This window comes from Rothia sp. ZJ932 (assembly GCF_016924835.1).
Taxonomy (GTDB): Bacteria; Actinomycetota; Actinomycetes; order Actinomycetales; family Micrococcaceae; genus Rothia.
Genome location: NZ_CP070480.1, coordinates 1,863,260 through 1,877,166 on the forward strand (window position 1 = coordinate 1,863,260; position 13,907 = coordinate 1,877,166).

At 53.8% G+C, this 13,907-nt stretch carries 9 protein-coding genes; 3 read left to right on the forward strand and 6 right to left on the reverse strand.

Going from position 1 to position 13,907, the window contains the following annotated elements; genetic code table 11:
* The first annotated feature begins 76 nt into the window (after nt 1-76).
* A complete protein-coding gene (locus tag JR346_RS08500) occupies nt 77-3,709 on the forward strand; it encodes a DEAD/DEAH box helicase (RefSeq protein ID WP_205482236.1) in 3,633 nt (1,210 codons plus the stop codon).
* A gap of 111 nt (nt 3,710-3,820) precedes the next feature.
* Here JR346_RS08500 and rbsK read toward each other — a convergent pair whose 3' ends face one another.
* From rbsK to JR346_RS08525, 5 genes are all read right to left on the reverse strand, one after another.
* Complete coding sequence (gene rbsK / locus JR346_RS08505; protein ID WP_205482237.1) at nt 3,821-4,738, reverse strand: ribokinase; 918 nt, start codon at nt 4,736-4,738, stop codon at nt 3,821-3,823.
* On the reverse strand, nt 4,735-5,784 hold the full coding sequence (locus JR346_RS08510; RefSeq protein ID WP_205482238.1) for an aldose 1-epimerase family protein: 1,050 nt from the start codon (nt 5,782-5,784) through the stop codon (nt 4,735-4,737). Before JR346_RS08510 ends, rbsK begins: the two co-directional genes overlap by 4 nt.
* Nucleotides 5,781-7,175, reverse strand: coding sequence for an L-fucose:H+ symporter permease (fucP, locus tag JR346_RS08515; protein WP_205482239.1), 1,395 nt, complete (start codon nt 7,173-7,175; stop codon nt 5,781-5,783). The genes JR346_RS08510 and fucP overlap by 4 nt, the downstream gene beginning before the upstream one ends.
* 237 nt (nt 7,176-7,412) lie before the next feature.
* The gene (locus tag JR346_RS08520; protein ID WP_205482240.1) at nt 7,413-8,369 is read right to left on the reverse strand and encodes a sugar-binding transcriptional regulator; all 957 of its coding nucleotides are present in this window, start codon (nt 8,367-8,369) and stop codon (nt 7,413-7,415) included.
* Nucleotides 8,370-8,464: 95 nt separating this feature from the next.
* Nucleotides 8,465-9,526 carry a DUF808 domain-containing protein gene (locus JR346_RS08525; RefSeq protein WP_205482241.1) on the reverse strand — a complete coding sequence of 354 codons (1,062 nt, stop codon included), beginning with the start codon at nt 9,524-9,526 and terminating at the stop codon, nt 8,465-8,467.
* A 260-nt stretch (nt 9,527-9,786) separates the two neighbouring features.
* Here JR346_RS08525 and JR346_RS08530 point away from each other — a divergent pair, with 260 nt between their 5' ends.
* Together JR346_RS08530 and JR346_RS08535 are read left to right on the forward strand one after the other, a co-directional pair.
* Entirely contained in the window at nt 9,787-10,620 is an 834-nt protein-coding gene (locus tag JR346_RS08530; protein ID WP_205482242.1) for an aldo/keto reductase, read from the forward strand.
* Nucleotides 10,621-10,910: 290 nt separating this feature from the next.
* Nucleotides 10,911-11,411 carry a GtrA family protein gene (locus JR346_RS08535; RefSeq protein ID WP_255521876.1) on the forward strand — a complete coding sequence of 167 codons (501 nt, stop codon included), beginning with the start codon at nt 10,911-10,913 and terminating at the stop codon, nt 11,409-11,411.
* A gap of 9 nt (nt 11,412-11,420) precedes the next feature.
* Here the strand turns inward: JR346_RS08535 and JR346_RS08540 are convergent, their stop codons facing one another.
* A complete protein-coding gene (locus JR346_RS08540; RefSeq protein ID WP_205483941.1) occupies nt 11,421-13,769 on the reverse strand; it encodes a Tex family protein in 2,349 nt (782 codons plus the stop codon).
* Nucleotides 13,770-13,907 lie beyond the last annotated feature (138 nt).

Below are 13,907 nucleotides of genomic sequence, written 5' to 3' on the forward strand. Positions count from 1 at the left end.
CGCCCACGCTACCGCGCTTATCACTGAGCGTAGTAGCGTGGTGTTCTGTTAAGACCCTTACTTTGAAAGGACGCTCGTGGAGTCCTCGCAGCCCTTCCCCGATATTCCGGTGACAGCACCAACTATCTTGAGGCAGGTAGGGCACGGGGCGTACACCCGCGGGCAGGGCTACATGCGGCAAGGGCAAGTGCAGCGTTACAGCTTCGACTCCACCACCCGCGTCCTTGCAGGGAAAGTTAGTGGCAGCGGCGCTCAAACCTATGAAACGAGCGTTACCTTTCCAGCAACCACGATCCCCGGTTCTTTGGCTTTTTCTAGCTACTGCTCCTGCCCGGTAGGGTACGACTGCAAACATGCTGTTGCGCTCATGCTGACCGCTATTGATCGCTCCACCAAAGCAAAAAAGGCGATGACCACCTCATCCCCCACCTGGAACACCGGTGCGCTAACAGAAACTGTGCAAGGGGCTGATGCCGAAAAAACTACCGCCAGAGACATCTCTACCCTTCTTCACCGCGCTTCAGACCTACCGGCAGCTGACTCAGCCCTGCCCACGTGGCGTCGTGCCCTCTCCCACACTCTAGCGGCGCGTCCGCACTCGGGTCTGCGCGAAACATCGCAGGTAGCGGGTGCTCTCGAACTCAAAATTAATGTTCCCGGACGCTTTGCCACCGGTGTCACGAGCGCCACAGCCGCCCCCGCCCAGCTCTTTGCGCGCCCCATGATGAAAGGCTCCAGCGGCAAATGGATCAAGGGCGGTCTCAGTTGGGAAACCTTCATGCAACGCGGCCTTCAGGGCTTCGCGCAGACCTCGCTCTACACTGAACACGAACAGTGGTTCACCGATTTCTACGCGGTCGTGCGCCCCGCGCAATCCGCTTACACCTCGCACAGGGACTGGGTGAATCTCTCCCACACCAGCTCTACCCTGCTCTGGCAGTTGCTCTCCCAAGTAGCCGAGATAGGGTTGGTCTGTGTGCTCGACGGGCAAGAAATCACCCTTGCTATTGCCGATACCCCAACGGTGTACCTTGATGCCCACTTCACCGACGACCAAAACACTCTAGTGCTGACGCCCATACTGAGCTGGCACAATTTCTCTCTGTCTGCCGCGCACTTCCATAAACTAGGCGAACCACGTAAAGGTTTTCTGGCACTGGGGGACGCGGCACAGACCGTCTACTCCCGCGAAGCCGCCCACGCTCAACGCGAGAGACTGGTCCCAGCAGCACTCACCAGCGAGAACCTACCAGGTGAGCTAGAAAGCGAGGACGCACCTGCCGCCTTTACCTCGTCCGCTGACCTCGTCTTTGTGCCCCTCGACGAACCCCTCACCTCAGTTGCCGAATCACTCATCGCCACCGAGCCACTAGAGATTCCCGCCAGCGAGATTGATACCTTCTACCGAGACTTCTACCCTGAACTGGCTCGTTCAGTACCGCTGATCTCCCACGATGAACGCCTCACTCTGCCAGCGCTCGCTCACCCCGAACTGGTGCTTTTTGTAGATTTTGCTGAACAAGCTACCCCCGCAGCACGCACCGTGTGGCAGTGGGCGTACCCCAAAGACCCACTACAGACGGTTCCTGCTGATAACAGCGGTTCCGCTGAAGACACCCACATTTTCCTGCCCGCACTGGGCTACCCCGGTGAAAACCACGCCAGCGTGCGAGACACCGCCTTTGAAGCCCGCGTCCTGAAAAAAGTAAAGACAGTTCGCCCGGCGGTACCCTTCACTAAACACCGTTGGGAGGGGTGGAATACGCGCGTCCTCGTCGATGAAGCACTGCCCGCTCTAGCTGAGATTGACGGGGTACACATCGAAGTCACCGGTGAGATCCCCACCTTCAAAGAGCTAGATACTGAACCAGAAATTATCATTCGCGTGGACGATACCGGCAGGCGCGACTGGTTTGGTCTGGGTATCGCCGTGAAAGCGGGCAACTGGTACGTAGGTTTCTCTGAAATCTTTGCTGCCCTGGCACAGGGGCAGACCCACATGCTCTTGGGAGATGGCACCTATTTTGCTCTCAATCGCCCCGAGTTTTTGAAACTACAAGAACTAATTATTGAAGCAAGCACCCTCAACGAACGCGGCGGCAACAAAGAACTCACCATCACCCGCCATCAGGCAGGGCTCTGGGAAGATCTCGAAGAACTCGCCTCCACCGTAGAAACCACCCGTGCGTGGGAAGAGCACATCAGCGCCCTGCTTACCAAGGAGCAGACGGACGCACCCTCAGTACCCCCGCAGCTACAGGCAACCCTGCGCCCCTACCAGTTAGAGGGTTTCCACTGGCTGAGTTTTCTGTGGCAGGCACAGCTCGGCGGTATTCTTGCCGATGACATGGGTCTGGGTAAAACCCTGCAAACAATCGCGCTCATCGCCCACGCTAAGCACTGGTGGCAGCAGGACGCCGCAGACGCCGAAGGTGAGCAACAGGATTTCGCTCCCTTCTTGGTGGTTGCGCCGACCTCGGTAGTGCCCAACTGGATCAGCGAGGTAGAGCGGTTCGCACCGCATCTGAAGGTCGTGGGCATCAGTGCCTCCCAAGCAAAATCTAAGACCCCCCTAGCGCACACTATTACCGGGGCTGACGTTGTCATTACCTCCTACGCCCTGTTCCGCATTGACGAGCAGGCGTACGCAGATGTGGGCACGCCAGTTCCCTGGAACGGGCTCATTCTCGATGAGGCGCAGTTCGTCAAAAACGCAAAAACCAAAGCGCACCGCATCGCCCGCGAACTCCCCGCCCGCTTCAAGCTAGCGGTCACCGGCACTCCCCTAGAGAATAACCTCATGGAACTCTGGTCAATGTTCTCTATTACTGCCCCAGGACTCTTTCCCTCAGCACGAGCCTTCAAAGACTACTACGCCACCCCGATTGAGTCGGGCGAAGAAACCGCTGCCCTAGGCAAACTGCGCTCACGGGTGCGTCCGCTCATGCTACGCCGCACCAAAGAACTCGTAGCAGCCGATCTACCCGAGAAAAACGACCAGCGCGTCAATGTTCCACTCGCAGCAGCTCACCGTAAAACCTATGACACCCATTTGCAGCGCGAACGTAAAAAGATTCTGGGCTTGGTCGAAGACTTCGATAAGAACCGCTTCACCATCTTCAACTCGCTGACCGCCCTGCGCCGACTGGCACTGGATGCCTCACTCATTGATGCCGAAAAGTACGCTGAGGTGCCCTCATCGAAGCTGGATTATCTAGAAGAGAACCTGCCCGAAATCGTTGCCGAGGGGCACAAGGCACTGATTTTTAGCCAGTTCACCAGCTACCTGAAGCTCATTGCTACCCGGTTGGAGACCCTGGGCATCGATTATCTCTACCTTGACGGTACTACGCGCGATCGCGCGTCCGTACTTGAGGCGTGGAAAGAAGGACGCGCGCCGGTTTTCTTGATTTCGCTCAAGGCAGGTGGTTTTGGGCTCAACCTCACCCAGGCTGATTATGTGTTCATCATGGACCCTTGGTGGAACCCTGCCGCCGAAGATCAGGCGGTCGACCGCGCTCACCGCATCGGGCAAACCAAGAACGTGATGGTCTACCGGTTAGTGTCAGCGGGCACCATTGAAGAGAAGGTCATGGAACTCAAAGAGTCTAAGGCTGCACTCTTTGACGCGGTGGTGGATGACGGGCAGTTCTTCAGCTCCCGGTTGGATGCCGCCCAGGTACGCCAGCTGCTAATGGGCGGGGAGTAAAGCAGCAACGCGCATCCTGTTTAAAAGGTTTACCCCGCCCCAAAGTGCCACTGCAGGGATCAAAAAACGCCCTCTCATGACATGTTGAGGCGGAGTAAAGAATAAGCTGGGTTAGAATTGCCCCGCAAACTTCTCTTCAAACTCAGACGCGGTAGCGTAAGAGGTCTGGGTGCCGTACTTGGTCACGGAATCACCGGCATACAGGTTAGCAATGCGCAAAGACTCGGCAACATCACCAGTTTTTGCCCAGTAGTGACTGAAGCAACCAATAAAGGCATCACCCGCACCGGTGGTATCAAGGGCATCGACAGCATTACCTTCGATAATCTGCTCGCCGTGCTCGCTTATCCACAGCACGCCGCGAGCGCCCAGCGTCACAATAACGTTAGCAATACCAACATCGCGCAGCACATGGGCGGCGTTCTTAATGTCTTCGATTGATTCCACGGGCATACCGGAGAGAAGCTCAAGTTCGGTTTCATTCGGCATGATGAAGTCAACCGTGCGGACGCGTTCAAGCGACAGTTCAGGAGCGGCGGGAGCAGGGTTAAGCAGTACGGGAATGCCCAGCTCTTTGCCAAGGTCGATAGCGGCGTAGACGGTTTCGAGAGAGATCTCTAGCTGCAGTACGATGAGCTGGCAGGTTGCGATGTCATCGCGCGCGTTGTCAAGATCGGCAGGTGAGAGTAGGGCGTTAGCGCCTTTGATAATAATGATGGAGTTGTTTGACTTCTCATCCACAAAAATAGGCGCTACACCGCTGGAGCCTTCGGTGCGAAGAATATATTTATCGTCAATCCCGTTCTCTTTGAAGTTAGCGACGGTGTTCTCGGCGAAAAGATCGTTACCAACGCGCGTCACCATCAGCACCTCAGAGCCAAGACGCGAGGCAGCAACTGCTTGATTGGCGCCTTTACCGCCGCATCCCAAACGAAAATCCGGGGCTTCAATGGTCTCCCCTACTGCGGGCATCCGGTGAATGTAACTAATCAGATCAACGTTGTTTGAACCGATAACTGCAATTTTCATAGGGTGATTCTCTGTGCTTCCTCTTCGTTCAGCAAACCGGTAGTAACTGTAAAGTGACGAGTTTCTCCGGGGGCTAATTCTATGAGTGTTCCTGCTTTTTGCGCAGCGAGATACCCCTCGGGACGTGAGGTGCCGGGTAGGGCGAAAGCAGCAACAGACTGGTCTGGGTTATGCAAGATCCAGCGAGTGGCTACCGGGAATTCTTCGGTTGCGAAGCTGGTATAGAAGGCAGTTCCATCGGGTCGAGTAAGAGTGAACTGTGCGTCTTTGACCTTCTCGGTGAGGTGATCTGCGAAATAGACAATTTCGGGATCAAAGGCTTCTGCGCCCTCCAGCGAATCTGCCTTGTATTCTCCTGCCAGAATTTTTCGGTTGATTTCTTCCCACTGCGGAGTTGGAGTGACATGTGCTGGTACGCTCTCACGCAGTTTGAAGGCATTCGCATCCAAGTTATCGTGCATGGTGCCGCCGGGCACGAAAGCGTAGTTCATGTGACACATGTACTGTAGCGGCATCCGTTGATAAGTAGAACGGTTCGTCACGGCCAGCCCGATATCAAACCTACCGCTATCAGGGGTGAACGTTACAGAAGAAACAGCGGTGTAATGATAACCAAACCCTTGAACATATTCATACTGAGATTCAACGCTCAGTGTGCCGTTTTCATGAATCACCAGCTGTGCACGGTTCATAGGCGCGCACGGAAACTCACCGTGTAAAGGATGCTTATCTTCGGGAGACGGGCAACCGTTAGCCAGTAGACCAGAATGGAAAGCAAAGCAACCGTAAGTATCTTGAATCGTAGCTACCGGGTGGGGCTGAGTAAACATGTTCTTCATGCGTAGGCTCACCCCGTCCGCCTCAGCGTCCCACAGCATACCGCCTAAGTAAGGCAGAATCTCAACGCGCAGACGGGAGCTTTGCACGGTTAAAGATTCAACACCCGAGGGGTACTTCTTAGCCCAAACCTGCCAGTGAGAGCTATTGAAAACATCACGAGGGGTATCCCCAAAGGTTTCACGATGAATAGCAATACGAGAAATCATGCCGCAGTCTCCTTCGAAGCTACAGGGGTTTTGCTGTGACGGTAGATATCCCAGAAATACAGTGCCATAGTGCCGAAGCAGAAAATGTTGATAATAAAGCTAAACTGCATGGAACCGCTGAGATCAGAAATAAGACCCTGCAACACAGGAATAACGGCGCCACCTATAATAGCCATCACAATGATTGCTCCCGCCGTTTCCGCGAAGCGCTTGTCTTCAACGGTGTCAAGGGTGCGAGCGTAGATAGTTGCCCAGCCCGGTCCCAGCATGGCAGAGGCAAATACTGCCGCCCATACCGCGCTGAAGTTGGGAACACTAATAACGTAGACCAAAGCCAACATACCCAATACCGAGTAAGCAATAAGGATCAGATCTTGGTTCACTCGGGTCATCAAGAAGTTGGCGAACATCTTGCCAATGAAGAAAGCAATGAAAGCATAAATCATGTAGTTAGATGCGCTGCGTTCATTAATGCTTGAATCCATCTGCAGAGCCAAACGGATGGTAAAAGACCACAGTGCTGTCTGCACACCCACGTACATGAACTGAGTAATAATGCCCTTGATGAAAGCTGGGCGCTGTGACAGGTAAGCAAGAGTTTCAGCCACGCTCGAAGGTTTCTCTTGATTCGCCTCATTGAGCGGCTTGCAGTGGGGATACTGGGTGATAGCCACCAGAAGCACAAGTACTACAAGCACCATAATCATCAGACGGTACGGTTCAAGGGTGCGTTGCAAGGCCTCCGTTGCGAGCGCCTGACGTGCGGACGCATCCAGCCCCTCCAGCTGCTTGTGGAGGGCATCGCCGTCAGTAAAGATCAGGTACTTACCTAATAAAGCGCCTGCCAAAAACCCCACGGGGGTGAATGTCTGTGAAATGTTCAGACGAAGAGTTGCACTTTCTTTGGGACCAATCATCGACGAGTAGGTGTTGGCTGATGTTTCAAGGAATGAGAGCCCCACAGCTACAGAGAAAATTGCGGCTAGAAAAACAGTGTAAGTAGCAACGTGAGAAGCAGGGAAGAAAAGCATGCAGCCAACGATGTATATGCTCAACCCCAGTAGAAGACCTACTTTGTAGCTGTATTTTCGGATAACTCGAGAAGCTGGAATGGCAATAACAAAGTAACCGCCGTAAAACGCTGACTGCACAAACGCCGATGCTACATCTGAGAGAGTAAAGAGGGCTTTGAACTGGGTAATGAGGATGTCGTTGAGACTTGCTGCTGCTCCCCACATAGGAAAACAAATAGAGAGCAGAATGAACTGAAAAAGCGGAATCTTGCTCAGGTAACCATCTTTTAGCTGCAAGCTACGGTCTTTGATGAGACCAAACCTTGTATTAGGAACACCACCGTCTACAGGTAAATGCGCCTTTGCACTTTCGCTCATAAGTAGTCCTTATCAATAAATTCAAGCTGAGAACCACCCCTGATGTGACCCAGAGAGCGCTTCTTGCTAATTGTCGGTAACTGTAAGAACAGAACCTGAGACTCATCTAAAAATTGATAAGAAGAGACTCCATTGTCTGACCTATGACAACGATAGTAGAACTCCCTTGAGGCGCATCACAGCGTTTTTGGGCACATATGTTCCAATAATGCCCCCTTCTCTTCAGAGAGCAAGAACCTATGAAGACTTTTTAAGTAAGAGCTGAGCTGTATGAATATCAGTGACAAGTTTATTGGCATAGCCCCAAGTCAGTGCCACGTGCAAGACATCTACGCTGGACTCCCCACCAGCAACAGCTATCTTTTGTTCTATTTTGCGCAGCTTAGGCAGGGTAATCCCCATAGTTCTCGCGTTGAGATCGGGAACGCAGACGCGAGCTCGACTATCAATAAATCTCAAGCAAAGATCGCCCACCGCTTTTGTCTGCAAACGCTGTTGCTCATCAGGAGCCAGGTTTTCAGACTGCAGGAGAGCGACGCTATCGACATACCCTCGGGGCGAATAAATCATCACCCGGCACTGCTCACTCTCACGCGCTAACTCCTTGATCTCAGCGCTAGCAACAGCACGCAGCTTCTCATCACACGAATCGAAAATTGCTGGGTAGTCAGTGCTATACCACCTAGCGTTCAATGCTTGAGCCAACTGTTTGTAACAGTGTTCCTTGCGAACTGACCCCACGCGTCCTGCATCGCCACCTAATTGAATGAGCTTTATACCTTCGACATCGCACTCCGGCATAGCATTGGCAACTTCTGCGATGGTTTCAGACCACACGACACCGATAGAATCACCCGAAGTTACCGTCTCTTGAATCATCAACGCGGCTGCTCGTCCCAAAGCTTTTCGCAAGTCGGTAGGTCCGTTCCCGCTAGCCACCACTATACGAACATCTAACAGGTGGTAGCGCTCCTGCAGGGTTTTGATGATCCTACGGTTGTTTTCTCTCGGATCGTTAACGTGTACGCACACAAAACCGCGCTCGCGAGCATGGGTGAGGAGTTTAGAAACTGCTGGACGCCCGATGTGCAACAGCGGAGCGATCTCGGCTTGTGTCATTCCCGAGTAATACATTTTCGTGGCATCAATAGCTTGCTCGTCCCGCCGGGTTAATCCAAATTCATTGCGTTTCATAACCTTAAATAGTTTACTCCGCCCTAAAGTGCCACTGCAGGGGTCAAAAACGCCCTCTCATGACATGTTGAGGCGGAGTAAAGGCTCATCTGTATTTAGGCTCGTACCGAGGACGGGCAGCCCTCCTCATGTTTGCCTTCTTCAACTGCCGTGGCAGCCGGGATGCCCGCGTCATGCTTGCCATGGGCACCGTCATGATGCTCGTCATGGGTTCCATGACCGCCGCCGTGACCCCAGGGGGTGAAGTGCAAGATACCCACGATAGTTGCGCCCACGACCAGACCGAAGACCAATGATAGACCGGTGTTTGCAAACCAGGCCAGTACCGAGCCGATGGCACCGTGAACAGCGTGAGAGACACTGTGCTCTACGCCATGCACGAAGTCATAGGGTGCGGGTAGCCCCAGCTTGTGCATACCGTCCAGCAGAATATGACCGCCCACCCAAAGCATCGCCAGCATACCGATGAACGAAATAACCTTCATGACAATGGGCATAGCTTTAACTAGCCCACGGCCGAAGGACTGAACACCGCTACTTTTGCCCTTGCGCACCAAGTAGAGGCCAAAGTCGTCCATTTTCACAAGCAGAGCCACCGCACCGTAGACAGCAATAGTGATGCCGATACCGACCACTATCAGAATAAGGGCGCGGTTAATCAGAGATTCCGAAGCGACCTCATTCAGCGAAATCACCATGATTTCAGCACTCAAAATGAAGTCGGTACGAATGGCACCGGCAATCACCTTGTTCTCGGCTTCTTCGCCCTCAACCACTACAGGCACATCGGATTCGTGCTTGTCTTTGGAGACCAGCTCGATGACCTTCTCAGCGCCCTCATAACAAAGGAAAGCGCCACCCAGCATCAGCAGTGGGGTCAGCAACCAGGGTATGAACTGGCTCAGCAGCAGAGCAAAAACAAGAATAATCGCCTTGTTCTTCAGTGAGCCAATAGCAATTTTTTTGATGATGGGGAACTCACGTTTAGGCTCAACGCCCTGAACGTACTGGGGTGTTACTGCGGCATCGTCCACCACCACACCAGCGGCTTTAGCGGACGCGCGTCCGGCAGCAAGTGCTACATCGTCCAGGTTTGCTGCGGTTAGTTTTACTAGGGCTGCTACGTCATCAAGTAGCGCCGCCAAACCACCGGCCATACACATCACTTCTTTTCTTTATGTAAAAGCCCATTACGGGGCAAACAGAAAGTACTGTTACTGAAATTATCGTAGTTCAAGGTGTCGAGTGTTATCAGTAGCAAGGGGGTGTGAACTCTGCCGAGCTACACGGGCGCGTCGATGGTGCCTGCGATATGTCTTCGTGTGACATGCTACCGGTAGCGCTCTTGCACAGCGTTGGGTGAAAGTGGTTGAGTGGGTAGTGGTTCATCTCAACGTATTACATAAGGAGACTGTTCATGGCCGTTTCGCCTACCGTAAAGTTTAATGACGGCAACACTATTCCCCAGCTGGGTTACGGTGTGTGGCAGGTTAAAGACGATGTTGCTGAGAAGGTCGTTGGTTTGGCACTGGATGCTGGTTTCCGCCACATCGACACCGCCCGTATCTACGGCAACGAAGCAGGCGTCGGACGCGCGCTGGCGGCATCATCTGTCAACCGCGACGATGTTTTTGTAACCACCAAGGTCTGGAACGAAGACCAGGGCTACGAATCAACCTTGGCTGCTTTCGATGCGTCCATGAAACGCCTCGGCATTGAGACCCTCGATTTGCTGCTGATTCACTGGGCAAGTGTTCATCGCGGTCTCTACCTTGAGACCTGGAAGGCTTTCATCGAGCTGCAGAAGTCAGGTCGTGTGAAGTCTATTGGTGTTTCAAACTTCCCCGAGGAACAGCTACGCGAGATCGTCGCTGAAACCGGTGTGACCCCCGCGATTCACCAGATTGAGTTGCACCCCTTCTTCAACCAGGAGCAATTGCGCAAGGTTAATAACGAGCTGGGTATTGTGACTCAAGCGTGGTCACCCCTGGGTCAAGGTGGCGATATTCTGACCCACGAGACCATCACCAAGATCGCTGAAAAGCACGATGCTACCCCCGCTCAGGTTGTTATCGCATGGCACCTGGCTATCGGTAACGTGGTTATTCCCAAGTCAGTAACCCCTGAACGCATTGTTGAGAACTTTGAAGCTCTCAACATCACTTTGGAGGCTAAGGACGTTGACGTTATCAACGCTCTGAGCCATGAAGACGGCCGTATCGGACCCGACCCGGCTAAAGCAGAATTCTAAAAAATACGCAGATTAGCGTAGAGCGGCGGCAGAGTCAGACGGCTCTGCCGCCACTGTGCATCACTGTGTTTAGGGGTTCTCCCTCCTTATTTTTAAACCCACTATTGGCTGAAAATTTACGGCACAGCTACCCACTCTTTACTTTGCATGATTGATTTCACCCTGCCACCTGCCCGTGTTTCTTTGGGGGCAGGTGGTATTTTTTATACATCGAGCACTCACCGTCAGTGTGGGTGCTTTTGCCTTATGTAGATAAGGAACCACCGTTAGTCGAAAGGGCTGAAGGGCACATGAAAAGGTATTTAGCAGACCCCAAAGTAAGATTTTTATTAGTGGGCGGGTTCTGTTTTGTGCTCACTATGGCTATTAACTACGGGCTAAAATACACTGTACTGACTCACAAGCCAACGTCCGCTCTGATTATCGCTACCGCTGCGGCGTCCTTCGTCAGCTACATTCTTTCTTCTCGCTGGACTTGGGAGCACAGCTCAGGCAAAGCACGTCCGCGCGAATTCGTGGGCTTTATAGTTGTGACCGTGCTCGGCATCATCGTTAATGCCTTCCCCCAGTGGGTTTCACGCTACGTTTTTCATATTGAACAGCCCCACGTCAGCTTTTTGATACAAGAAGCAACAGACTTTATTGCCGGCCCTATTTTGGGCACCATCTTGGCAATGTTCTTTAGATACTGGGCACTTGACCGTTTTGTCTTTCACGGCAAGAAGGCACGCCAAGAGGCCCAAATCACTGAAACACTGCCCGCTAATACCGGCACGTTTGAGCGAGTCTAAGCTACTGCCCTAGCGCTTACGTTTACCGCCCCGATGCGAGCTGGGACGCGCGTCCGCCTTCTCATCGACTAAAAGGGTGAGTGAGATGCGCTTGCGCTGCGGATCAACTTCAAGCACCCGCACGGTGACCACGTCGCCGGAGCGAACGATGTCGTGGGGGTCTTTCACGTAATCGCGGCTCATTGCCGAAAGGTGAATCAGCCCGTCTTGATGTACACCGATATCAACGAAAGCGCCGAAAGCGGCAACGTTCGAGACGGTGCCCTCTAAGAGCATGCCGGGTCGCACGTCGCTAATGTTCTCAACACCGTCGGCATATTTTGCTGTTTTGAAAGCAGGACGCGGGTCGCGACCAGGCTGGGCAAGTTCAGCGAAAATATCGCGTACGGTGGGCAGACCAAAGCGGTCAGTGACGTAATCAGCTGGTTCTAGTTCAAGTAAACGGGTAGCAGGCACGGCTGTCCCCTGCAATCCACCGGCGTCCTTCACGATGTTGCGGGCGAGGTCGTAGGCTTCTGGGTGAACGGCAGAGGCATCGAGCGGTTCATCTCCATCTGCGATACGAATGAAACCAGCTGCCTGTTCGAAGGCTTTTACGCCCAGACGGGGAACATCCAGAAGCTGCTCGCGGCGGGAAAAAGGACCGTGCTCATGACGGTAGGCGACGATATTTTCGGCAGTGGTTTTATTCAGCCCTGCAACCCGCGCCAGCAAAGCGGCAGACGCCGAATTAACCCATACCCCCACCGCGTTCACGCAATCTTCAACCACGTGGGTCAGGGCTTGTTCAAGCAGGGTTTCGGGAACATCGTGCTGGTACTGCCCCACACCAATTGACTTGGGGTCAATCTTCACCAGCTCCGCCAGAGGGTCTTGCAGACGACGGGCAATAGACACTGCCCCGCGCACGGTCACATCGAGGTCCGCGAGTTCATCGCTAGCTCGCTCTGACGCAGAATATACCGATGCACCAGCCTCAGACACCACCACTTTTTGTAGACGCAGGTTCTGCGCAGCACAGCGGCTGATTAAAGTGGCAACCATACGGTCAGTTTCGCGCGACGCAGTGCCATTGCCAATAGCAATCAGCTCCACGGCATGACGCTGGCACAGGCTCTGCAAGGTGATCAGAGCTTCTTCAAGTTTATGGTGAGGTGCATGCGGGTAAATCGCACCGGTTTCTAGCACCTTACCGGTACCATCAACCACCGCAAGTTTCACTCCGGTACGCAACCCCGGATCAAGCCCGAGCACCGTACGGGTTCCTGCCGGAGCTGCCAACAAAACGTCCCGCAGGTTGGAGGCAAAGACGGCAATCGCGTCCTGCTGGGCTTTTTCAAATAATTCAGTACGAATATCGCTTGCCAGACGTGGTAGAAGACGCTGACGCCAGGTTGTGCGTACCGTGGTAGCAAGCCATGAAAGCACCCTGTCGTCATCATCAGAGACAATATTGAGCACCTGCACCGGGATGCCCAGATCGATAGCTACCTGAGCTTCAAAGCTGGCGCGGGCGTGCTCGTAGGCATCTGCCTGACGCTGGGCTTTAGTACGGGCTTCACCGCTGAGCTTACTCAGAGCTGGGGCGGGCTGCGCCACGTCAATACTCACCTTCACGGCTCCCGCTTTTTCGGCGCGTAGCAGGGCGAGGACGCGGTGCGAGGGTATACGGCGAATGTGCTCGGAGAAAGCGAAGTAATCAGAGAATTTAGCGCCAGCCTCTTCTTGCCCCGGAACCAGGCGAGCGCTGATGATACCGGTGTTCCAGAGTTTTTCATGTAGCGTGCTCATGAGGTCGTGGTCGTGAGCGGCACGGTCCATGATGATGGCGCGAGCTCCTGCTAGGGCGCTGGCGGCATCTGTAACACCGGTATCTGGTGCTGCTTCTTCTTCAGGTTCGTGGATATAAGCTGAGGCGATATCGTTCAGACCTGCTAGCGGTACCTGCAAAAGGTCTTCAACAAGGTCTTCAAGACCGGCTTCGTAAGCGATTTGGGCGTGGGTACGGCGGGCACTTTTGTAGGGTGCGTAGAGCGCGTTAAGTTCGCTTTTGGTGGCGGCTGCAAGCACTGCCGCCCGTAGAGATTCACCCAGCGCCTTCTTGCGGGTGAGAGAGTCGAGGACGGACGCGCGTTTGGCTTCAAGGTCACGCAGGTACAGCAGACGCTCTTGAATGGTGCGCAGCTGGGCGTCATCGAGTGAGCCGGTGCGTTCTTTGCGGTAGCGGGCAATAAAGGGAACGGTGGCACCGGCGTCCAAAAACTCGCAGGCAGCTTTGACCTGCCCCTCGCGTACGCCAAGTTGCTCGGTGATAGAGCGAATAATTTGCGGGTCTGCGAAGGTGGTGCCGGTCATCATAATCACTAGTGTCTCATGTGCCTGTGCAAGGCTAGAAATTAGACGCGGTGCGTAATCTTTGTCTTTGTTCGGGGTGTTCTTTGAAGCGCTGTGGTACAGACCCTAGAGTTAGACATACGTTATGTGTTCGCCTGGTTT

What these genes read in the sequence shown, in the direction of transcription:
- rbsK (WP_205482237.1), bottom strand. Translation starts at nt 4,738, where the DNA reads ATGAAAATTGCAGTTATCGGTTCAAACAACGTTGATCTGATTAGTTAC.
- JR346_RS08510 (WP_205482238.1), bottom strand. Translation starts at nt 5,784, where the DNA reads ATGATTTCTCGTATTGCTATTCATCGTGAAACCTTTGGGGATACCCCT.
- fucP (WP_205482239.1), bottom strand. Translation starts at nt 7,175, where the DNA reads ATGAGCGAAAGTGCAAAGGCGCATTTACCTGTAGACGGTGGTGTTCCT.
- JR346_RS08520 (WP_205482240.1), bottom strand. Translation starts at nt 8,369, where the DNA reads ATGAAACGCAATGAATTTGGATTAACCCGGCGGGACGAGCAAGCTATT.
- JR346_RS08525 (WP_205482241.1), bottom strand. Translation starts at nt 9,526, where the DNA reads ATGGCCGGTGGTTTGGCGGCGCTACTTGATGACGTAGCAGCCCTAGTA.
- JR346_RS08530 (WP_205482242.1), top strand. Translation starts at nt 9,787, where the DNA reads ATGGCCGTTTCGCCTACCGTAAAGTTTAATGACGGCAACACTATTCCC.
- JR346_RS08535 (WP_255521876.1), top strand. Translation starts at nt 10,911, where the DNA reads ATGAAAAGGTATTTAGCAGACCCCAAAGTAAGATTTTTATTAGTGGGC.
- JR346_RS08540 (WP_205483941.1), bottom strand. Translation starts at nt 13,769, where the DNA reads ATGATGACCGGCACCACCTTCGCAGACCCGCAAATTATTCGCTCTATC.